The organism is Thioalkalivibrio sp. AKL19 (assembly GCF_000420165.1).
Classification (GTDB): Bacteria; Pseudomonadota; Gammaproteobacteria; order Ectothiorhodospirales; family Ectothiorhodospiraceae; genus Thioalkalivibrio.
In genome coordinates this window covers 133,245-153,568 of record NZ_ATUK01000015.1, presented here as the reverse complement: position 1 = coordinate 153,568, position 20,324 = coordinate 133,245, and the positions used below count along the sequence as shown (strand labels likewise).

The 20,324-nt window shown below is 67.8% G+C and carries 20 protein-coding genes and 1 other RNA gene; 4 read left to right on the top strand and 17 right to left on the bottom strand.

The window, feature by feature from the left end:
• Positions 1-2: 2 nt before the first annotated feature.
• The 9 genes from mraY to rsmI form a co-directional block, all read right to left on the bottom strand.
• The gene (gene mraY, locus F817_RS0111900; protein ID WP_024327865.1) at positions 3-1,085 is read right to left on the bottom strand and encodes a phospho-N-acetylmuramoyl-pentapeptide-transferase; all 1,083 of its coding nucleotides are present in this window, start codon (positions 1,083-1,085) and stop codon (positions 3-5) included.
• A complete protein-coding gene (gene murF, locus F817_RS0111895; RefSeq protein WP_024327886.1) occupies positions 1,066-2,436 on the bottom strand; it encodes a UDP-N-acetylmuramoyl-tripeptide--D-alanyl-D-alanine ligase in 1,371 nt (456 codons plus the stop codon). Before murF ends, mraY begins: the two co-directional genes overlap by 20 nt.
• Entirely contained in the window at positions 2,436-3,974 is a 1,539-nt protein-coding gene (locus tag F817_RS0111890) for a UDP-N-acetylmuramoyl-L-alanyl-D-glutamate--2,6-diaminopimelate ligase (protein WP_024327864.1), read from the bottom strand. Before F817_RS0111890 ends, murF begins: the two co-directional genes overlap by 1 nt.
• Positions 3,971-5,686, bottom strand: a complete 1,716-nt coding sequence (locus F817_RS0111885) for a penicillin-binding protein 2 (RefSeq protein WP_024327863.1) — start codon at positions 5,684-5,686, stop codon at positions 3,971-3,973. The genes F817_RS0111890 and F817_RS0111885 overlap by 4 nt, the downstream gene beginning before the upstream one ends.
• Positions 5,674-5,958 carry a cell division protein FtsL gene (gene ftsL / locus F817_RS0111880; RefSeq protein WP_024327862.1) on the bottom strand — a complete coding sequence of 95 codons (285 nt, stop codon included), beginning with the start codon at positions 5,956-5,958 and terminating at the stop codon, positions 5,674-5,676. The genes F817_RS0111885 and ftsL overlap by 13 nt, the downstream gene beginning before the upstream one ends.
• Entirely contained in the window at positions 5,958-6,884 is a 927-nt protein-coding gene (gene rsmH / locus F817_RS0111875) for a 16S rRNA (cytosine(1402)-N(4))-methyltransferase RsmH (RefSeq protein WP_024327861.1), read from the bottom strand. The genes ftsL and rsmH overlap by 1 nt, the downstream gene beginning before the upstream one ends.
• Before the next feature lie 5 nt (positions 6,885-6,889).
• Positions 6,890-7,330 (bottom strand): division/cell wall cluster transcriptional repressor MraZ, encoded by a 441-nt coding sequence (gene mraZ / locus F817_RS0111870; RefSeq protein WP_024327860.1) that lies wholly within the window; start codon positions 7,328-7,330, stop codon positions 6,890-6,892.
• Positions 7,331-7,617: 287 nt separating this feature from the next.
• An RNA gene (rnpB, locus tag F817_RS13870) (RNase P RNA component class A) lies at positions 7,618-7,969 on the bottom strand.
• 273 nt (positions 7,970-8,242) lie between these two features.
• A complete protein-coding gene (gene rsmI, locus F817_RS0111865; protein WP_024327859.1) occupies positions 8,243-9,079 on the bottom strand; it encodes a 16S rRNA (cytidine(1402)-2'-O)-methyltransferase in 837 nt (278 codons plus the stop codon).
• Between the two features lie 82 nt (positions 9,080-9,161).
• Here rsmI and F817_RS0111860 point away from each other — a divergent pair, with 82 nt between their 5' ends.
• The 3 genes from F817_RS0111860 to F817_RS0111850 are packed head-to-tail and all read left to right on the top strand — an operon-like array spanning position 9,162 to position 12,768.
• Positions 9,162-11,021, top strand: a complete 1,860-nt coding sequence (locus F817_RS0111860) for a penicillin-binding protein activator (protein WP_024327858.1) — start codon at positions 9,162-9,164, stop codon at positions 11,019-11,021.
• Positions 11,022-11,378 carry a YraN family protein gene (locus F817_RS0111855; protein WP_024327857.1) on the top strand — a complete coding sequence of 119 codons (357 nt, stop codon included), beginning with the start codon at positions 11,022-11,024 and terminating at the stop codon, positions 11,376-11,378. It abuts the gene before it with no gap.
• A 10-nt stretch (positions 11,379-11,388) separates the two neighbouring features.
• Complete coding sequence (locus tag F817_RS0111850; RefSeq protein ID WP_024327856.1) at positions 11,389-12,768, top strand: FAD-binding oxidoreductase; 1,380 nt, start codon at positions 11,389-11,391, stop codon at positions 12,766-12,768.
• 50 nt (positions 12,769-12,818) lie between these two features.
• Here the strand turns inward: F817_RS0111850 and F817_RS0111845 are convergent, their stop codons facing one another.
• The 6 genes from F817_RS0111845 to F817_RS0111820 form a co-directional block, all read right to left on the bottom strand.
• Positions 12,819-13,247 (bottom strand): ClpXP protease specificity-enhancing factor, encoded by a 429-nt coding sequence (locus tag F817_RS0111845; protein ID WP_024327855.1) that lies wholly within the window; start codon positions 13,245-13,247, stop codon positions 12,819-12,821.
• Positions 13,244-13,870 carry a glutathione S-transferase N-terminal domain-containing protein gene (locus F817_RS0111840; protein WP_024327854.1) on the bottom strand — a complete coding sequence of 209 codons (627 nt, stop codon included), beginning with the start codon at positions 13,868-13,870 and terminating at the stop codon, positions 13,244-13,246. The genes F817_RS0111845 and F817_RS0111840 overlap by 4 nt, the downstream gene beginning before the upstream one ends.
• A gap of 106 nt (positions 13,871-13,976) precedes the next feature.
• Positions 13,977-14,720 (bottom strand): cytochrome c1, encoded by a 744-nt coding sequence (locus F817_RS0111835; protein ID WP_024327853.1) that lies wholly within the window; start codon positions 14,718-14,720, stop codon positions 13,977-13,979.
• Positions 14,720-16,129, bottom strand: a complete 1,410-nt coding sequence (locus F817_RS0111830) for a cytochrome b N-terminal domain-containing protein (protein WP_024327852.1) — start codon at positions 16,127-16,129, stop codon at positions 14,720-14,722. The genes F817_RS0111835 and F817_RS0111830 overlap by 1 nt, the downstream gene beginning before the upstream one ends.
• Entirely contained in the window at positions 16,129-16,731 is a 603-nt protein-coding gene (gene petA / locus F817_RS0111825; RefSeq protein ID WP_024327851.1) for a ubiquinol-cytochrome c reductase iron-sulfur subunit, read from the bottom strand. The genes F817_RS0111830 and petA overlap by 1 nt, the downstream gene beginning before the upstream one ends.
• A gap of 323 nt (positions 16,732-17,054) precedes the next feature.
• On the bottom strand, positions 17,055-17,804 hold the full coding sequence (locus tag F817_RS0111820) for a Nif3-like dinuclear metal center hexameric protein (protein WP_024327850.1): 750 nt from the start codon (positions 17,802-17,804) through the stop codon (positions 17,055-17,057).
• A gap of 41 nt (positions 17,805-17,845) precedes the next feature.
• Here F817_RS0111820 and F817_RS0111815 point away from each other — a divergent pair, with 41 nt between their 5' ends.
• Positions 17,846-18,967 carry a S1C family serine protease gene (locus F817_RS0111815; RefSeq protein ID WP_024327849.1) on the top strand — a complete coding sequence of 374 codons (1,122 nt, stop codon included), beginning with the start codon at positions 17,846-17,848 and terminating at the stop codon, positions 18,965-18,967.
• 26 nt (positions 18,968-18,993) lie between these two features.
• On the opposite strand, the gene F817_RS0111810 is transcribed toward F817_RS0111815, so the two are convergent.
• Positions 18,994-19,902 (bottom strand): copper resistance D family protein, encoded by a 909-nt coding sequence (locus F817_RS0111810; RefSeq protein WP_024327848.1) that lies wholly within the window; start codon positions 19,900-19,902, stop codon positions 18,994-18,996.
• A gap of 3 nt (positions 19,903-19,905) precedes the next feature.
• Complete coding sequence (locus F817_RS0111805) at positions 19,906-20,277, bottom strand: copper resistance CopC family protein (RefSeq protein WP_024327847.1); 372 nt, start codon at positions 20,275-20,277, stop codon at positions 19,906-19,908.
• Positions 20,278-20,324 lie beyond the last annotated feature (47 nt).

Here is a 20,324-nt window from a genome sequence, read left to right as displayed (position 1 = left end):
GATCAGCGCACCTTCAAGGTCGCGAGACCGACGAGGACGAACACCACGGTCAGGATCCAGAAACGCACGATCACGCGCGGCTCCGGCCAGCCCTTGAGTTCGAAGTGGTGATGCAGCGGCGCCATGCGGAAGATGCGCCGGCCGGTCAGCTTGAAGGAAGCGACCTGCAGCATCACCGAAAGCGTCTCCAGTACGAAGATGCCGCCCATGATCAGCAGCACGATCTCCTGCCGGGTCAGGATCGCCAGCATGCCCAGGGCCGCGCCCAGTGCCAGGGCCCCGACATCGCCCATGAACACCTGGGCCGGATAGGTGTTGAACCACAGGAATCCGAGGCCGGCCCCCACCAGGGCGGCGGTGAAAATCACCACCTCGCCCACGCCGGGCACCGCGGGGATGCCGAGGTAGTCCGCGAACACCGCATGCCCGGCCGCGTAGGCGAACACCCCGAGGGCGCCCGCCACCAGCACCGCCGGCATGATCGCCAGGCCGTCCAGCCCGTCGGTCAGGTTGACGGCATTGGAGGAACCCACGACCACCAGCCACACCAGCGGGATGAACAGCCAGCCCAGGCTGAACTGGATGTCCTTGAACACCGGCAGGTAGAAGGTGGTCTCCACCGGACCCTGGGCGGTGTACATGATCACGCCGGCGGCGATCACGGCGAACAGGGTCTGCCACAGGATCTTGGCACGCGCGGAGAGGCCCTTGCTGTTGCCATAGCGCAGCTTCAGGTAGTCGTCCCAGCCACCCACGGCACCGAAGGCCAGCGTGGTCAGCAGCACGATCCAGACAAAGCGGTTGGTCAGGTCGCTCCAAAGCAGGGTGGCAATCGCCACCGCGACCAGAATCAGGGCGCCGCCCATGGTCGGCGTCCCGGCCTTGGTCAGGTGCGATTCGGGACCGTCGTCGCGGATCTGCTGGCCGACCTTGCCGACAGTCAGGCGACGAATCATCGCCGGACCGATCAGCAACGCGATGGCCAGTGCCGTGACCACCCCGAGGATGGCGCGAACGGTCAGGTACTGGAAGACCGTGAAGGCGGAATAGAACTGGCTCAGGTACTCAGTCAGCGCGTACAGCATTTGCCACCTCCGACGCCGACGAGACCAGATCCAGACCCTCGATGATCCGTTCCATATGCTGGCTGCGCGAGCCCTTCACCAGCACGGTGGTGCCCTCCGCCAGGAGGGTCTCCAGGCGACCGCGCAACGCATCGTGGTCGGCGAACCATTCGCCGCCGTCCCCGAATGCGCCGGCGCTGTCGCGCGCGGCCTCTCCCAGGGTGAGGCAGTAATCGATCCCCATCGCCCGGGCCAGGCGGCCGGTTTCGCTGTGCAGCGCCGCGGTCTCGGTGCCCAGCTCGCCCATGGCGCCCAGCACCAGGATGCGCCGGCCGGGCATGGCCGCCAGCACCTCCAGCCCCGCGCGCAGCGAGTCGGGGTTGGCGTTGTAACTGTCATCCCACAGCCGCGCGCCACTGACGTGCCACATCTCCTGGAGCCGCCCGCGCACCGGCTTCCAGCGCGCCAGGCCCTCGACGATTCGGTCGATCCCGATGCCCACGGCGTTGGCCGCCGCGGCCGCCGCGACGGCATTGGCCGCCAGGTGCCGCCCGGGGCCGGCCAGGCGCAGATCGCGCCCGGCGCCGAGGATGGCCAGACGCAGCCGGTCCGGGGCCTGCCACATCCCCTCGACCTCGCCGCCGCCCTCGAGCGAGAAGCGCTGGCAGTGGTGATGCGCGTTCAACGACAGCCAGTAATCGGCAAAGGGATCGTCGAGGTTGATGACGGCGGTGCCGCCCTGGGCCGGCAGGCCGGAGTAGATCTCGGCCTTGGCATGTGCCACGCCCTCGAGGCTGCCGAAGCCCTCCAGATGTGCGCGGCCGGCGTTGGTGATGAGCGCGACCTGTGGCTCGACCCAGCGCACCATGCGGCCAATCTCGCCGGCATGGTTGGCGCCCAGCTCGATCACTGCGTAATCGGCATCGGGGGGCATCGCCAACAACGTAAGCGGCGTGCCGATCTCGTTGTTCAGGTTGCCCGCCGTGGCGTGCACCGAGCCCACGCCCTCGAGGATGCATCGCAGCATCTCCTTGGTGGTGGTCTTGCCGTTCGACCCGGTCAAGGCAATCACCCGCGCCCGGCACTGGCGCCGCCAATGCCGGCCCAGGCGGCCCAGTGCCTCGCGGGTATCCGGCACGATGACCTGCGGCTGCAGCACATCCAGGGGGCGTTCGACCAGCAGCACGGATGCCGGCAGATCGGCGGCCACCTGCTCGTGGGCATCGAAGTTGGGCCCCTTGAGCGCGATAAACAACGCCCCCGGGCGCGGCTCGCGGGTATCCGTGAACACGCCCTCGAAGGCCCCATCCGGCGCCCCCTGCAGGCGCCCCTGGACCGCCTCGGCCAGTTCCTGGCTGGTCATTCGAATCATTACCCCTCCTCCCCGGGCGCACGGTCGTGGCCGCGCGCGTCCTTTGGGTGCCGGCCGGCCTGTGCCTGCACCTGCTCGCGGTCGCTGAACGGATAGCGCTGACCGCGAATCTCCTGTGTCGTCTCGTGGCCCTTGCCGGCCACCAGCACCACATCCCCCGCATCCGCCTCGGCCAGCGCGCTGGCGATCGCGGTCGCGCGATCACCGATCTCGTGGCATTCGGCGGCATCGGCGCAGCCGGCGAGGATCGCGGCGCGAATCGCGGCCGGATCCTCCCCGCGCGGGTTGTCGTCGGTCACGAAGACCACGTCCGCGTGGCGGCAGGCAACCCGGCCCATCGCCGGGCGCTTGCCCCGATCGCGGTCGCCGCCACAGCCGAAGACCACACTCAGGCGTCCTTCGGTGTGCGGGCGCAGGGCACACAGGGCCGCCTCCAGCGCCTCGGCGGTGTGGGCATAATCGACTACCGCCAGGGCCCCGCCCGGCAGCGGGAAACGTTCCATGCGCCCGGGCACACCGGGCAGCTCGGCGACCGCCGTGAGCGCACGCGTACGCGCCACCCCAACGGCCTGCAGCACGGCAAGGGTCGCGAGCAGGTTTCCGACCTGGAACAGGCCGAACAGCGCGGAACGAACCGGGTAGCTCCGGCCGTCGGCCTCGAGAACGAACCGCAGGCCGTCCGCCGTGGCCTCCACGTCCCGGGCACGCAGGTCAGCGGAGGCACCCGCTGCGCTGTAGGTCAGGGCCTGGATGCCGGGCGGCAGGGTCTGTGCCACCTGGCGACCGAAGGCGTCGTCAACATTGAGCACCGCGGTTTGCAGGCCGGGCCAGGCGAACAACCGGGCCTTGGCGGTGGCATAGGCCTCCTGACTGCCATGAAAATCGAGATGATCGGAACTCAGCTGCGTCAGCACGCCCACGCTGATCGGCGCCCCGGCGAGACGCCCCTGTGCCAGGCCGTGCGAGGAGGCCTCGAGCGCCACGGCCTGGCAACCGGCTCCCGCCAGTTGCGCCAGGTGACGGTACAGGTCGATCACGCCCGGCGTGGTGTGGCCAGTATCGACAAGCTGGCCCGGGCGCCCGACACCCAGCGTGCCGATCAGCCCGGTGGGCCGACCCAGGGCCTCCAGCGCGAGCGCGATCAGGTGGGTAACCGAGGTCTTGCCGTCGGTGCCGGTAACCGCCACCAGCGGGGCGGCCTCCGGCCAGGCGCCGAACAGCGCGCGCGCCATCCCGGGCAGCCGCTCGCGCAGGCCCGGCACATGGATCATCGGAACGTCCGGGCGGGTTTCGGGCGGTTCAGCCTCGTCCCAGAGGATGGCGGCGGCCCCGCGCGCGGCCGCATCGGCGGCGTGGTCGAGCCCATGGCCATGCGTCCCGGCCAGCGCCACCAGTACCGCGCCGGGGGCGACCCGGCGGCTGTCGTGAACAAGATCGGCAACGGGCATCTGGGCGACGTCGGGGCGCAGATCGTCCCCCGACAGCAGATCGCCCAGCACCGGCCCAATCGTATCGCGTGTCTCGCGCGCGGCCATCATGTCGCCCCCTCGCGCTCCACGGCCAGGCGCATCGGGATCTCCGGCATCGCATCGGGGCGCACGTTGAACATGCGCAGGGCCGAACTCACAACCCGCTGGAACACCGGGGCGGCAACGGCGCCCCCGTAGTAGACACCCGCATCCGGCTCGTCGATCACCACGGCCATGACGAAACGCGGATCGGAGGCCGGGGCCAGGCCGACGAAACTGGAGAAGTAGCGGTCCTCGGTATAACCGCCCGGACCGCTCTTGCGACTGGTCCCGGTCTTGCCGGCCACCCGGTAGCCGTCGATCGCGGCCTGGCGGGCCGTGCCCTCGGTCCCGATCACGTGTTCCATCATGGCCAGCACCTGGCGCGCGGTGCGCGGGGTCATCACCTGGGCGGGCTCGCGCAGGTCATCGGCGGTGCGCACCAGCCGGACCGGCACCCGCTCGCCGTCGTTGGCAAACGCGGTGTACGCCGCCGCCATCTGCAGGGGCGACAACGACAGGCCGTAGCCATATCCAAGCGTGGCCTGTTCGACCTCGCGCCAGGTGGTGAAGTCGCGCAGGCGACCGCTGGCCTCGCCGGGGAAGTGGGTCCCCGGGGCTCGGCCGAAACCGGCCTGGTGCAGGGTTTGCCAGAAGCGATCGGCCGGGGTCTCCAGGGCCAGCTGGGTCGCCCCGACGTTGCTTGAACGAGCGATCAGGGTGGTCAGGTCGATCGTCCCGTAATCGCGCAGGTCACGCACGGTCAGACGGCCCACGCGCATGGTGCCGGGGCCGGTCTCGAGCGTGGCATTGGCGTCCACCACCCCGGCATCCAGGGCCGCCGCGACGGTGAACGGCTTCATCACCGAGCCGGGCTCCATGGTGTCGGTGATGGCCCGGTTGCGCGCCCGGTCGGAGCGGATGGCGCCGCGGTTGTTCGGGTTGAACCCCGGCTGATTGACCAGCGCCAGGACCTCGCCGGTGCGGGCATCCAGCAGGACGGCGGAACCGCCACGCGCATGATGTTCGGCCACCGCGGCCTTCAGCTCGCGATAGGCCAGGTACTGCAGGCGCTGATCCAGGGTCAATGCCAGGGTGTTGCCGTCGCGCGCCGGGCGGATACTGGCCACGTCGCGAATGGTGCGACCGTGACGGTCGCGCAGCACGCGCTTGGCCCCCGGCTGTCCCGACAGCCACTGATCGAAGGCCAGTTCCACGCCCTCCTGTCCCTGATCGTCAATGTTGGTGTAACCGAGTACGTGCGACGTGGCCTCGCCGTGCGGATAATAGCGGCGAAACTCCCGGGTCAACCCGACGCCCTGCATGCGCAGGGCGGCCACACGCTCGGCCTGCTGCGGCAGCATGTGCCGGCGCAGGTAGACGAATTCGCGCGTGGCGCGGGCCTCGAGGCGTTCGGCCAGCCAGTCCGGGTCCACCTCCAGCGCCGCGGCCAGCTCGGGCCAGCGGTCGCGCTGTCCGATCAGGTCCTGCGGGTTGGCCCAGGCGGTCTGCACCGGGGCCGAGATCGCCAGGGGTTCGCCGTGGCGGTCGGTGATCATGCCGCGGTGGGCGGACTCGGTCAGGGTGCGGACCTGGCGCTGTTCACCCTGCTTGGTCAGGAAGTCGCGCTCCAGCACCTGCAGGTCCACGGCCCGCAACAGCAGCGCGACGCTCGCCACGGCAAAGACCACGATCACAACCTTCAGGCGACCGCCACTGATCTGCCGCTTCAGCGCGCCCATGCATCACCCCCGATCACCACGATGTGGTCGGACTCCGGCTGAATCATGCCGAGACGCTCGCGCGCCTGTTCCTCGACCCGGCCCTGGGTCGCCCAGGTGGACTGTTCGATCTGCAACTGCGTCCACTCGAGGTTCAGGACATCGCGCTGGCTCAGTGCCTGCTGGTGGTCGACGAAGGCCTGGCGCGCCTCGTGCTTGGCCGCGACCACACCAATCGCCGAGGCGAACACGCCGGTTGCCAGCGCGACGGCCAGGAGTCCACGCGCGACCATCAGAGCCGCTCCCCCACGCGCAACACGGCAGACCGCGAACGCGGATTGATCCGTTGCTCGTCGCGATCGGCATGGATCGGCTTGCCCACGGGCCGCAGCTTGCGCTCCGGCTCTTCCGGCATCACCGGCAACCCCTTCGGCAGCCGCACCCCGGACACCGGCTTGCGCAGGGCCTGCTTCACCATCCGGTCTTCCAGCGAATGGAAGCTGATGACCACCAGCCGGGCACCGGCCGGGAGTACGTCGGGAATGGTCGCCAGCCACTGCTCGAGCTCGGCCAGCTCCTCGTTCACGAAGATGCGCAGGGCCTGGAAGGTCCGGGTCGCCGGGTGTTTGCCCGGCTCGCGCTTCGGCACCGCGCGGCGCACGATCTCGGCCAGCTCGCCAGTCCGGGCAATCGGGGCCTCGGCACGGGCGGCCACGATGGCCCGGGCAATACGCCGCGAGTGACGCTCCTCGCCATAGTGGTAGATCACGTCGGCGATCGCGGCCTCGTCGGCGCGCGCCAGCCAGTCCGCCGCGCTCTCGCCGTGGGCGGGGTCCATGCGCATGTCCAGCGGACCGTCATGCTGGAAGCTGAACCCACGTTCAGGGGTGTCGAGCTGCGGCGAAGAGACGCCCAGATCCAGAAACACCCCGTCCGGCCCACGCCCGGGGAAGCGCTCGCGCAGCACGTCCGCCATGCTCGAGAACGGTCCGGCCTCGAAGGCGAAACGGGGATCATCGGCCAGCACCGCGGCAGCCTCGGCGGCGTCGGGGTCACGGTCCATGGCCAGCAGCCGGCCATCCGGGCCCAGCCGCTCCAGGATCGCGCGGCTGTGCCCGCCGCGCCCGAAGGTGCCGTCGACGTAGAAGCCATCAGCACGCACGGCCAGGCCCTCCAGCACCGCGTCGCGCAGCACCGGGATGTGGGAGACGGTTTCCATGTCCGTCACAACGCGATGGACTCGAGCGCTTCGTCATCCACGTCACCCCCCAGCACCTGGGCGCAGGTCTCCTCCCAGGTGGCCTCGTCCCAGATTTCGAACTTCTTGCCCTGTCCCAGCAGCACGACCCGCTTTTCCAGGCCGGCGTACTGACGCAGGGGCGTGGGCAGCAGCAGACGACCACTGCCATCCAGTTCGCACTCGGTGGCATGCCCCACCAGCAGACGCTGCAGGTTGCGCACCCTGGGGTTCATGTTGGGGCGGGACATCAGGTTCTGCTCGATGCGCTCCCATTCCGGAAACGGATAGAGGAGCAGGCAGCGGGAGGGATCAACGGTGAGCACCAGCTGGCTGTTGCAGCTCGCAGCGAGGTCGTCGCGATACCGCGCCGGCATGGCCAGGCGGCCCTTCGCATCCAGATTGAGCTGGCTGACGCCTCGGAACATGGCTGGTAGCGGTGGTTACCCACCTTTCCCCACTTTGACCCACTTTTCGACACTATAGGTACGGGCATCCTCCAGAGTCAAGGAAATTGACCCCGAAAAACAAAAAATAAGCGTTGAATCACAGAGACTTAGCGCCCCCGGCTCCGGGTCGCTAAAAGGGCCGGAAGAAGGGTATTAAAAGCCTCGTGTTGAGGCCCAAACTTCATGCATCACTTTACAAGTTTGCCGCGCACGCAGCGGGGTTGCCCCGAACCGGCGCGGGGGCGGGTGTCTCGCAGGTGGGAAAAAGTGGGAGCCGGCCGTAAGCCGGGTTCTGTCGAGGACAGTCATTCATCTGGGACGTCCGTCACCGGACGCCTCGAGCAGCCTACCCGGGTGCGATGCGGGCCACACCATACACCCCTATTTGGCCTTGCTCCGGACGGGGTTTACCCTGCCACGAACTGTTACCAGTCGCGCGGTGCGCTCTTACCGCACCATTTCACCCTTACCTGTACCCGGCGAACCGGGCCATCGGCGGTATATTTTCTGCGGCACTTTCCGTCGGCTCGCGCCGCCCAGGCGTTACCTGGCGTCCTGCCCTGTGGAGCCCGGACTTTCCTCCACATCCGAGGATGCAGCGACTGCCTGGCCGACTCCCGCGCTCCTTGTACGCCGCCGCGCCCCCGAACGCAAGGCTTTACCAGGCCCTGGCCAACAAGGTCCTGGCCCGCCATCAGGCGTACGGATTCGGGTCAAGAGCGATTCACAGGAAGGCATGAAGATCGGAAGGAACTCAATTGGACTCCAAACACCGAGATCCGGCCGATACGGCAACAACCAGCCCCCTACCAACAATGATGTTCTTCGCATCTTCTAACCTTCCTGTCGACGGCTCTTGCCCTTGACCTCTCTGTGGCTGAACAACAGACCCTAGCCGGCGGTGTCCTTGAGGGCGAGGGCACGGGCGTAGACGCGGTTGCGTGGCAGGTCGGTGGCGTCGGAGATCAGGCGCGCGGCGCGCTTGAGGGGGAGCTCGCGCAACAGCGCCGCCAGCAGGCGCTCGTGCTCGGCCGACAGCGGCTCGTCGGCCTCGCCGCCGGTTTCCGGGGCCGGTGCGGGCCCCAGGATCAGGACGAACTCGCCGCGCGTCCGGTTACGGTCGGCATCCAGCCAGGCGGGCAATCCGCCGGCATCGCCGCGATAGTGCTCTTCGAACTGCTTGGTCAGCTCGCGCGCCAGGAACACCTCGCGCTCCGGCGCCAGTCCCGCGAGGTCCCCGGCCGCGGCGCGGATGCGATGCGAAGATTCGAACAGGATGGTGGTAACCGGCTGCGCGAGCAGTGTCTCCAGTTGTCGCATGCGGGCCCCGGCGGCGTGCGGAAGAAAACCCTCGAAGCAGAAGCGGTCCGACGGCAGACCGGCCACGGCCAGCGCCGCCAGAGGGGCGCTGGCGCCCGGGACCGCGCGCACCGGCGCGCCGGCCTCCTGAGCCGCCCGTACCAGCCGGAATCCGGGATCGGACACCAGCGGTGTCCCCGCATCCGAGATGAGGGCCACGGATTCCCCTTTCTGCAACGCTTCCAGCAGCGCAGGGACCCGCTCGGCCTCGTTGTGCTCGTGCAGGCTGACCAGCGGCGTCCGCACGCCCAGGTGGGCCAGCAGCCCGGCACTGTGTCGCGTATCCTCCGCCGCAATGCGCTGCACCTGGGCCAGGATCTCGCCGGCACGCGGGCTCATGTCGCCAAGATTGCCGATCGGGGTGGCCACCACCCATAACGTGCCCCAGTTCGTTGACACGGCCTGATGCGCTTTCAATACTGACCCCTTAATCTGCCGACGAAACGCTATCGTGACCCGAATTCTCAATTGCGCCGGGCATGCCCGGCCCCTGTCCCGCCTTGCCCTGTTGCTGCTGGCCGCGGTCATCGTGGTGGGCTGTGCCACCCCGCGCCCGGATCCGGAGCCCACCCCGGATCCCGAGGCGCGCCCGGATCTCGCCGAGCTCCCGCCGGAGGTGCGCGCCAGCCTCCTGCTGAGCGAGGCCCGTTCACGTCCGGAGCCCGACCGGGTGCGCGGCGCCATCGAGGCCGTGCTGGCACTGGACCCGGCGACACCCGATCAGCTGGACCAGGCCGATAGCCTGTGGGCCGAGCTCCCCGAAGCAGAGCGCGACACACAGGAGGCCCGCCTGCTGGGCGCCCGCCTCGCGGCGGCCCAGCGTGACTGGGCCCTGGCCCGTGAGCGCCTCGGTGCGGATGACCCGGACGACCCGACTCGCACTCCCGAGGTCTACCGTCAGGGGCTGTCCCTGCACGCCCGCCTGCTGGAACGGGAGGGGCAATGGTATCAGGCCCTGGACACCCGACTGCGCCTGGACGGGCTTCTGGTCATGGAGCCGGACCTTCATGGCGAGAACCAGGAGCGCATCTGGGGTCTGCTTGCTGCGCTGCGGCCCGCCCAGCGCGAGCGCGTGGTCGGGAGCCACCCGCCGGACGGCGACGCCTGGGTCAGCCTGTTCCGCCTGCTGCGCGCGGCCGACACCCAGGACGAGGCGCGCCAGGCCGCTGGCCAGTGGCGCGAACGGCATCCGTCGCATCCGGCCAATAGCCTGCTGCCGGACCTTCTCGCCAGCCATCCACTGGCTACCGGCAGGCCGGGAGACACCCTCGTGCTGCTGCCGCTGTCCGGCGATCTCGCCGAACTGGGTAACGCAATCCTGGACGGTATCACCCGCGCCTTCTACGCCGAGGGCGAAGGCAACGGCCGGCTGATCGTTCGTGATACGCGCGGCGAACCGGATGCCGCCGCCGCCCTGTACCGCCGGGGGGTGGAATCAGGCGTCGCTCGAATCATTGGCCCGCTGCGCCGTGAAGCGGTGCAGCAAGTCGCACAGGGCGATCAGGCCGTGCCGTCGATCCTGCTTAACCGCACCGATGCCGTCACCGCCAGCGCGCAGACGACGCTCGCCCTGAACCCGGAAGAGGATGCGCGCGCCGTGGCGGATCGCGCGGCGCGCGCGGGCTGGAACCACCCCCTGGTTCTGCTGCCGGACGGGGATTTTGGCGACCGGGTCGCAATGGCGTACCGGGCGGCTCTGGCCGAAGAGGACCGCCGCCCCCGGGACATGATCCGGGTCCAGCCCACCGCCGGCGAACTGAACGCCACCATCGGCAGCGCGCTCGGCATCCCGCAGAGCGAGGCCCGTATCCGTGACGTCTCGCGGCGCACGGGTCTGGCACTCGAGGGCGACCCGCAGGTACGTGCGGATGTGGACCATCTGTTCATTGCCGGGACGGCATCGCAGGTGCGGCGCATCGTGCCGCATATCCACTTTCACCGCGCCAGCCATCTCCCGATGATGGCCACGGCGCATGTATACGCCGGGCGACCGGATGCCGGCCGAGACGCCGACCTGAACGGAATCGTGTTCCCCGACGCCCCGCGGCTGTTCGACCAGGTGCGCTTGCTGGGGGACGAGGCCGAGACGAGGGACGAGTCGCTGCCCCGGTTTGTGGCCCTGGGCATGGATGCCATGCGCCTGAGCCTGCGTCAGGAAGCCATTCGCGACGCGCCTCACCACCAGCTCACCGGAGGAACCGGGAGCTGGAGCCTCAACCCGTTCAGCCACGAGTGGATCCGGGAACCCGCGTGGGGCCGCTTCGAACGCGGCGAGCCCCGGCGGATCGACCTCCCGGCCGGAGCGTCCTGAATGTTTCGCCCGGGCGCCTCGGGGCAGGCGGCCGAGGACCGGGCTGCGGCATACCTCGAGACCCGCGGCCTGCAGATTCGCGCCCGTAACGTGCGCCGCCCCTACGGCGAGCTCGACCTGGTCGCCCAGGAAGGCGAGACGCTTGTCCTGGTCGAGGTCCGCAAGCGCAGCCATCCCGGTTTCGGAGGTGGCGCGGAAAGCATCGACCGGCGGAAACAGGCGCGCCTGCTGCGCGTCGCCGAGGCCTACCTGCAGGAAAGCGCCTGGAACGGCCCGGTCCGCTTCGATGTCATGACCCTGGACGGCCAGGACCACATCGACTGGCTGCAGGATGCCATCCAGGCGTCCCCCGACTGAGCACCTGCCCATGACCCCCCTGGCCCGAGAACTGGAACAACTCCTGGACCCCGGGGACCGCCTGCTCGATCCCGCTGACTGCTGGACCTACGGCGCGGACAACTCGAAGCTGCACGCGGTGCCGGATGGCGTCGCCTTCCCGCGTGACGCAGACACCGTGCGCGAACTGGTCCGCCTGTGCCGACGCCTGGGCGTGGCCCTGACCAGTCGGGGCCGTGGCACGGGGACAACGGGCGCGGCGGTGCCGGACCACGGCGGCCTGGTGGTGTCCTTCGAACGCATGAACCGGATCCTCGAGGTGGATCCCGAAAATCGCTGGCTGATCGCCGAACCCGGCGCGACCAACGGCGAGGTCCAGGAGGCCGCCGGCGCCCACGGGTTCTTCTGGCCACCCGACCCGACCAGCAGTGCCTATTGCACCCTGGGCGGCAACCTGGCCTACAATTCCGCCGGCCCCCATGCAGTGAAATACGGGACCCCGCGGGACAACACCCTGGGCCTGGCAGCAGTGGCCGGGACCGGCGAAGCCTTCCGTACTGGCGTCCACACCACCAAGGGTGTCGTGGGCTACGACCTCACCCGGCTGTTGATCGGCTCCGAGGGCACGCTGGCCGTGACCACCGAAGCCACCCTGCGCCTAACGCCGCGGCCCGAGGCCACCCGCCTAATCCAGGCGGTGTACCGCGACGTCGGCGATGCGGCCCGCGCCGTTTCGCGCCTGATGGCCCGCGCGGAGATCCCGTCGGCGCTGGAATTCATGGATCACTCGGCGATCGCGATGATCCGCGACTACGACCCGGAGTGCCCCCTGCCCGCGGACGCGGGGGCCATCCTGATGATCGAGACCGACGGCACCGAGGCCGGGATCGACGCCACGACCAACGGCATTCGCCGCGCGGCCGAGGGCGATGGCTGCCTGGAGACCCGCGGTGCGGACACGCCCGAGGCGGCGCAGGCGCTCTGGGCGGTACGCAAGGCCCTGTCACCGGCCCTGCGCACCGTGGCGCCGAAGAAGATCAACGAGGACGTCGTCGTCCCGGTCTCGCGCATCCCGGAGCTGATCGGCGGGCTGGACCGGCTGGCCACCGAACACGCGATCAAGATCGTGAACTTCGGGCACGCCGGCAACGGCAACATCCATGTCAACCTGCTGGTGAACCCCGATGACCCGGCCGAACTGGCTGCAGCCGAGCGCTGCCTGGACGGCGTCTTCACGCTGGTCCTCGCCCTCGGCGGGACGCTCTCCGGAGAACACGGGATCGGACTGGTCAAGCGCCCCTATGTGGCTCGCGAGCTCGATCCGGTCGCGCTCAGGCTGATGGCGGGCATCAAGCGTGAGTTCGACCCCGACAACATCCTCAATCCGGGCAAGGCACCCAGCCCCGGGTAGCCCGGCGGCCCCGACTGCCCCCCGAAACAAGTAGGGCCCCGTTCGGGGCCCTACTTCACGACCTTCAGGGCCGGCCCCTTGCGCTTGGGCGCCGGGCCATTCTCCCCGCCACCACCATCGTCCGGGCCATCCGGCGGCGTGCCGGGACCGTCGTCCTCGGGACCCGGACCGGGTTCGCTACCGAACATCATCCCCTGGCCGTTTTCGCGCGCGTAGACTGCTAGGACGGCCTGCATGGGAACGAATACGTCCATCGGGTTGCCGGCAAACCGGGCCGAGAACGCCACCGCCTCGTCGCCGATATTCAGCGCCTGTACCGCGGACGGTCCGACATTGAGGGTAATCTTCCCCTGATCCACGAACGCGTCCGGAACCACCACCCCCTCGACCGTGGCGTCGACCAGGATATGCGGCGTGAAGCCGTTATCCGTGACCCACTCCCACAGGGCGCGGAGCAGATAAGGGCGCGACGAAGTCACAGGCGCAGCTCGCGCTCGGCCTCGGTCAGACTCACCTGGAACGACTCGCGCTTGCAGACCCGGTCGGCGTATTCCTGGATCGCTTGCGGCAGCGAGGACAGGTCAATACCCACCGCGGGCAGCCGCCACATCACCGGCGCGATCGCGCAATCGACGATGGAGAACTCGTCGCTCAGGAAGTACGGTTTGAGCTCGAAGATCTCGGCCGAACTCACCAGGCTCTCGCGCAGGATCTTGCGTGCCTTGGTCAGCCCCGAACCGGAGGCCTTGTACACGGCATCCAGCCCCTCGTACCAGTCGCGCTCCACGCGATAAAGCGCCAGCCGCGCGGCCGCACGCGAAACCGGATCGACCGGCATCAACGGCGGATGCGGAAAACGCTCGTCCAGGTATTCGGTAATGACGTGGGTGCCATACAGCGCCAGGTCGCGATCCACCAGGGTCGGGACCTCGTTGTACGGATTCAGGTCGGAGAGATCCTCGGGCAGCTCGTCCGGCCCAAGATTGACGACATCCACCGCGATGTCCTTCTCCGCGAGGATGATACGCACACGGTGACAGCGAACACAGTCGTGAGCAGAAAAGAGGGTCATAACGGAACGACGGTTGGCGACCAGCGCCATGGCTTTCTCCCTACCCCGGCCTGACGGTTTCCCGTGCCGGGCAGACGGTCAATAACACCGGCGCGCGATCCTCCATGATCAACGCGCCGGCGACGGTTCAGGCCGCCTAGTGTACGTCTTTCCAGTACTCCTTTTTCAAGAAGTAGGCCAGGATCGTGAAAATCCCGAGGAAAATCAGCACGTACAGGCCAATGCGCTGACGGTCCAGCTGCATCGGCTCGCCCATATACGAGAGGTAGGTGACGATGTCGCGCACGGCACGGTCGTACTCGCTCTGCGTCATCTGGCCGGAGCGCACGAGTTCGAGACGCTCGTTGCCATCCTCGTCGACGACCTTTTCCTGCCAGCCCTGCAACTCCCACAGTACGTGGGGCATGCCGACATTCTCGAACACCTCGTTGTTCGCACCCAGCGGACGCGACTCGTCGATGTAGAAGCTCTTCAGGAAGGTGTAGACCCAGTCCTCGCCATTGATGCGCGTGGTCATGGTCAGGTCGGGCGGGACCACACCGAAGGCTTCTTCACCATAGTCGTCGCTCATGGCGTTCTTCATCAGGGAACCGACACCGACCGGTTCGCCGTCCTCATCCGTGATGAAGATGAAGTTCTCTTCCATGTGCTGCTCGGTCAGCCCGATATCCCGCGCCACACGGTTGTAGCGCATATATTCGGTCGCGTGACACCCCATGCAGTAGTTCATGAACAGGTTGGCACCGCGCTGCAGCGAGGCCTCGTTGGTCACGTCGATATTGGCCTTCTGCAGGTCGCCGTCATACCCGGCCGCCGAGGCGGCCGGGACGGTGAACAGGGCCGCAGCGGCCAGGAACGTAGTTGCAATCAGCGTTTTCATTACGAAGTCACCCTTTCCGGAACGGCACGGTCACGGCCCAGGCCACGCGCGAAGGCGGGGGCCACCATGGTCACGAACAGATACACGGTCGGAATCAGCCAGGACCACATGATCAGGCTCGCGTCACTCGGGTCGAAACGCAGGATGTCGTAGATCGTGTAGATCCCGACTACCACGGCGAACGCGATCAGGCTGAAGACCGCGGACCGTTCCTTGCTGAGGAACCACAGCAGGAAGAAGAACGCGAAGTAGACCGTGGAGAAGCGCAGGCTCATCTCGCTGACCTCGGTGGTCGCCTGCTGCAGACCCAGCCAGCCCAGGATCACGAAGGCCACCACGAACACCGCCAGGTTGAACTTGGCCGCGAACGACCGATAGCGCATCGACAGGACCGGGTTGCGATCCAGCCAGGGGATGAAGAACAGCATCACCACCGCGGCACCCATCGCGACCACGCCGAGGAATGGATCCGGCACCGAACGCAGCACGGAGTACATCGAGGTGAAGTACCACACCGGCGGAATCAGGTCGGGGGTCACCAGCGGGTCGGCCGGGATCATGTTGTCCGGCTTCAGGAACAGCCCGCCACCGGTCGGGAAGAAGAACATGATCACGGCGAAGACCATCAGGAACACGCCAACACCCACCAGATCCTTCACGGAGTAGTAGGGGTGGAACGGGATGCCATCCTTCGGGATGCCATTCTCGTCCTTGTTCTTCTTGATCTCGACACCGTCCGGGTTGTTCGAACCCACTTCGTGCAGCGCGATGATGTGCGCGGCCACCAGCATGATCAGTACCAGCGGCAGGGCAATCACGTGCAGCGCGAAGAAGCGGTTCAGCGTCGCGTCGGACAGCAGGAAGTCACCGCGAATCCAGGTCACCAGGTCCGGTCCGATGTACGGGATGGTCTGGAACAGGTTCACGATCACCTGCGCGCCCCAGTAGGACATCTGACCCCACGGCAGCAGGTAGCCGGCGAAGGCCTCGGCCATCAGTACCAGGTAGATCAGCACACCGAAGATCCAGATCAACTCGCGCGGCTTCTTGTAAGAGCCGTACAGGAGCGCCCGGAACATGTGCAGGTAGACGACCACGAAGAACATCGAGGCGCCGGTGGAGTGCATATATCGGATCAGCCAGCCCCACTCCACGTCACGCATGATGTACTCGACCGACGCGAACGCGAGATCGGCATCGGGCTTGTAGAACATGGTCAGGAAGATGCCGGAGACGATCTGAATAACCAGCACCAGCAGGGCCAGGGACCCAAAGAAGTACCAGAAATTGAAGTTCTTTGGCGCGTAGTACTGCGCCAGATGCTCGTTCCACATCTGGGAGAGCGGGAAGCGGGCGTCCACCCAGCCCAGCAGACCGCCCTGGATCTTGGTATCAGGATTGCTGGCCATCAGATCGCCTCCCCGTCTTCATCTTCACCAATGACAAGCAAGGTATCGGTCCGGAACATGTGCCGCGGGATCACCAGGTTGGTCGCCGCCGGCATATTGCGGTACACGCGACCCGCCAGGTCAAAACGCGAACCGTGGCAGCCACACAGCCAGCCGCCCTGCCAGTCGGAACCCATCTCGGGATCGCCGATCTCCGGGCGGTACGTCGGCGAGCAGCCCAGATGGGTACAGATGCCCACGACCACCAGGATCTCCGGATCGCGCGAACGGTGCTCGTTCTGCGCGTATTCCGGCTGCTGGGTCTCGACCTCGGATTCCGGATCCCGCAGGCGATCGGTCACCTCGGACAAACCGGCGATCATCTCCTCGGTGCGTCGCACGACCCAGATGGGCTGGCCGCGCCATTCGACGCTGACACGCTGACCCGGCTCGACGGCGGACACGTCGAATTCGACAGGGGCCCCGGCTGCCTGAGCGCGCGCGCTGGGCTGCAAGGACGCCAGGAACGGGGCCGCGACTGCGGCGACCCCGGCTCCGCCTACGACAGATGTCGCGGCGACGAGGAACCGGCGACGGCCTCGGTTTACGCCTTGGTTTGCCATGTTTGTCTCTCCAAACAACGTGTTGAAATCGTGTTCCCGCGACCGCACAGCGAAGGCGCAGCCTGGGCGCGAGGGCCCTGGGCCGCACGCGCGAATGCCCATCTGGGCGGGCTGTAAAATCCGATAGAATTCCCGAACACGCTAATAAGGTCAAGTAGATTACTGCCTTAAGACCGAGCCTTGCGCTCGGTCACACCGCAGTCAGACCCTTATAACCTTCTGATTATTTGGTGGCTTGGACCGAACGCCGGCAACGCCCCGAAACCGCACAGATTGCACCACAATCTCGCAGTGCTCGGCGCATGCAGGCGCGCAGCGACTGATCAGGCGGGATTGTCGATCTCGATGAACTCGTGCTCGAGACCGAAGCGCTCGGCGCACCACCGGGCGAGGGCCGGGGCCCCATAGCGCTCGGTTGCGTGGTGCCCGGCGGCGAAATAGTGCACCCCCAGCTCGCGCGCCTCGTGGGTGGTCTGCTCGGAGATCTCGCCGCTGAGGTACGCATCCACCCCCAGTGCCGCCGCCTCCGTCAGCAATGACTGCGCGCCGCCGGTGCACCAGGCAATGCGCCGGATCGGGTGGTCACCGGCCTCTACGCACAGGGCCTCGCGCCCCAGCACGTTGCTGATGTGCGCCTGCATGTCCGATGCCGACAGCACCCGCGCCGGCGCGCCGACCTGGCCCACGCCATCCTCGCGCAGCACGCCGTCGATGGAGAAGCCGAGCCGTCCGGCCAGCTGGGTATTGTTACCGAGCACCGGGTGGGCATCCAGTGGCAGGTGGTAGGCCACCAGGTTGATATCGTGCGCAAGCAGCAGCCGCATGCGCTCACGTTTCATGCCGGTGATTTCCTGTGGCTCGCCCTTCCAGAAGTAGCCGTGGTGCACCAGGATCAGGTCGGCCCCGGCCTCCACTGCGGCCTCCACGAGCGCCCGCGAGGCAGTGACGCCACTGACAATGCGGCGGATCTCGCGCCGCCCCTCCACTTGCAAGCCGTTCGGACAGTAGTCACGGAAGCGCCCGGGTTCGAGCTCCGTATTCAGTGCCTGCATCAGTTCGTCGCGATCGACCACGGCGGGCCCCCTTTTGAACGATGATTCGGTATATTCGGCATATGGTGAATTTCTCTCGCTTCCTGCTGCAAGCCGCGCTGACCGGTATCGCCCTGGCCGTGGTGATCGCGGTGTTCTTCCCCCAGATCCTCGGCCGCGACGAGCCCGGAGCGGAGCTCCAGGTCGCCGAGCCGGTGCCGACCCCGGCCGCGACCGGCGCCCCCGCCAGCTACGCCGACGGCGTCCGCCGCGCCGCGCCGGCCGTGGTCAATATCATGACCTCGCGCACCATCGACCGACCCTCCGGCTTCGGCCTGCACGAGTTCTTCGGCCAGCCATCGCCACCGGGCGAGCAGGAGCAGTCCAGTCTCGGTTCGGGTGTCATCATGACCGAACAAGGGCACATCCTCACCAATCACCACGTGATCGAGGAGGCCGATGCCATCGCCATCATGCTCCCCGGCGGCGAATCCCACGCCGCCGAGATCATCGGCATCGACCCGGATACCGACCTCGCCGTGCTGCGCGTGCGCGCACCGGGGCTGGGCGTGGCCACAGTGGGACACTCCAGCGACTTGCAGGTAGGCGACGTCGTGCTCGCCATCGGCAACCCCTTCGGCGTCGGCCAGACGGTGACCCAGGGGATCGTGTCCGCCACCGGGCGCAACCAGCTCGGGATCAACACCTTCGAGGATTTCATCCAGACCGACGCGGCCATCAATCCGGGCAACTCCGGCGGGGCGCTGATCAATGCCCGCGGCGAGGTAGTCGGGATCAACACCGCCATCTTCTCGCGCTCCGGCGGCTCCCACGGCATCGGTTTCGCGATCCCGGTGGACCTCGCGCGCAGCGTGATGACCGAGATCATCGAACAGGGATTCGTTGCCCGTGGCTGGCTGGGAATCGAGGTCCAGGCGATGAACCGCGAACTGGCCGAGTCCTTCGGCCTGGATACGCCGCGCGGCGTGCTGGTCGCCGGCATCCTGCGCGAGGGGCCCGCCGAAGAGGCCGGCATCCGGCCAGGCGACATCATCACCCACCTCGACGACGACAGCGTGAACACCCCCCGCGAGGCCCTCAACGTGATCGCCCGGACCGCGCCCGGCGAGACCCTCGACATCCGTATCCAGCGCGAGGGCGAAGACCTCGAGCTCGCCGCTACTGTGGCCCAGCGGCCGATCTGACGACGGCATCCACCACCGCCCGCCGGTTACCCGTTCGCCGGCGAACTCACGGTGGTCAGCACCGCGGTCAACAGCAGGATCGTCGCGACCAGGGCACCCTCCAGGGCAATGCTGCGGCGCAGCCGCCCGGGGGCCCGTGGCTCGCCGCGCTCGAAGGCCGGCACCAGCCGCCACTTGTTCGCGGCCGCCAGCAGCAGGAGCAGTGCGACGATCAGCACCTTGCCGATCAGGAACTGGCCATAGCCGGTGGTCAGCAACGGCGTGATGCCACCCAGCAACCACCAGGCGAGAACCACCCCCGCCAGCACCAGCAATCCGACTCCAGCCATCGCGACCCGCCCGAAACGGGCCAGGATGCGCGCGGCATCCGCGCCCTCGGGTGGGTGCCCGGCCAGCCGGTAGAGTGGCGCCAGCGACGCGACCCAGAAGGCAGCTGCCAGCAGATGCACGATCAACAAGCCGGCCAACAGGAGACGAGGCTCGCCGGCTGTATGCCCCACCTGCACGAAGGCGAGCATCACCAACAGGACCCCGGCGAGGCTCAGACCGTACCCCAGCCCCGGGAGACGCCGGGCATCCAGCAGGATCGCCTGAACCAGCAGCAACCCGGTGACCGCGAGGATCAGCCGGGTCCCCTGCGCCCCTTCGAACACCATACCAAGCAGCATCGGGTCGATCGCGGACGCGCCGTTGCCGCCCCCGAGATACCCGGCCTGCAGGGGCCACTGGACAAGAGCCAGGGCGATTGCCGCCCAGGCCGCGATCGCCCCCGTGCGGCTGGCCGCCCGGCGTTCCGGATCGGGCAGATCCGGAAACGCCATGCGAAACAGCACCGCCCCGGTCGCCAACAGGGCCCCAAGGTAGAACCCGGCCGTCACGAGGATCATCGCGACGGTCCAGGCCTCCACCCCGGCGAGTGCCGACATCCAGGCCATGGATCAGTCCTCTACCGTGAAGCGGAAGCCGTCGGACATCATGTGACCGTCGCGGGCCAGCCCGCGCCAGCGCACCTGGTAGTCTCCGGCCGGCAGCGGCTCGGCCGGCTCCACAAAGTAGCGTTCGGTAGGATCGTTGCCCGGGGGATTCGTCAGGCGCACGCGGCCATCGGGGCCGGAGACATCGAACTGGGTGATACGCATCGCACCCTCGAATTCGATGCCGATTTTCTCGGGTGAACCCTGCACCGTCGCGCCATCCTCCGGCGTACTGCCCAGTTCGCCCTCATGGGCCAGCAGCGGCATGGCCACAGCCAGCAGCAGGGCCGCCAGGGCGGCTCGGGTGGTGTTGTGGATCGTGCTCTTGGTCTGCATGTCGTGTCCTCTTGTTGTTTAGCCGTGTGGCAAACGTTGTTTGAAAC

Bases quoted from the DNA above. Each gene is read 5' to 3' on its own strand.
- murF (WP_024327886.1), bottom strand. From the start codon at position 2,436: ATGATTCGAATGACCAGCCAGGAACTGGCCGAGGCGGTCCAGGGGCGC.
- F817_RS0111855 (WP_024327857.1), top strand. From the start codon at position 11,022: ATGTTTCGCCCGGGCGCCTCGGGGCAGGCGGCCGAGGACCGGGCTGCG.
- mraY (WP_024327865.1), bottom strand. From the start codon at position 1,085: ATGCTGTACGCGCTGACTGAGTACCTGAGCCAGTTCTATTCCGCCTTC.
- F817_RS0111810 (WP_024327848.1), bottom strand. From the start codon at position 19,902: ATGGCCTGGATGTCGGCACTCGCCGGGGTGGAGGCCTGGACCGTCGCG.
- mraZ (WP_024327860.1), bottom strand. From the start codon at position 7,330: ATGTTCCGAGGCGTCAGCCAGCTCAATCTGGATGCGAAGGGCCGCCTG.
- F817_RS0111835 (WP_024327853.1), bottom strand. From the start codon at position 14,720: ATGAAAACGCTGATTGCAACTACGTTCCTGGCCGCTGCGGCCCTGTTC.
- rsmH (WP_024327861.1), bottom strand. From the start codon at position 6,884: ATGGAAACCGTCTCCCACATCCCGGTGCTGCGCGACGCGGTGCTGGAG.
- F817_RS0111815 (WP_024327849.1), top strand. From the start codon at position 17,846: ATGGTGAATTTCTCTCGCTTCCTGCTGCAAGCCGCGCTGACCGGTATC.
- ftsL (WP_024327862.1), bottom strand. From the start codon at position 5,958: ATGGTCGCGCGTGGACTCCTGGCCGTCGCGCTGGCAACCGGCGTGTTC.
- F817_RS0111805 (WP_024327847.1), bottom strand. From the start codon at position 20,277: ATGCAGACCAAGAGCACGATCCACAACACCACCCGAGCCGCCCTGGCG.
- F817_RS0111840 (WP_024327854.1), bottom strand. From the start codon at position 13,870: ATGGCGCTGGTCGCCAACCGTCGTTCCGTTATGACCCTCTTTTCTGCT.
- F817_RS0111850 (WP_024327856.1), top strand. From the start codon at position 11,389: ATGACCCCCCTGGCCCGAGAACTGGAACAACTCCTGGACCCCGGGGAC.
- F817_RS0111890 (WP_024327864.1), bottom strand. From the start codon at position 3,974: ATGATGGCCGCGCGCGAGACACGCGATACGATTGGGCCGGTGCTGGGC.
- F817_RS0111830 (WP_024327852.1), bottom strand. From the start codon at position 16,129: ATGGCCAGCAATCCTGATACCAAGATCCAGGGCGGTCTGCTGGGCTGG.
- petA (WP_024327851.1), bottom strand. From the start codon at position 16,731: ATGGCAAACCAAGGCGTAAACCGAGGCCGTCGCCGGTTCCTCGTCGCC.
- F817_RS0111885 (WP_024327863.1), bottom strand. From the start codon at position 5,686: ATGGGCGCGCTGAAGCGGCAGATCAGTGGCGGTCGCCTGAAGGTTGTG.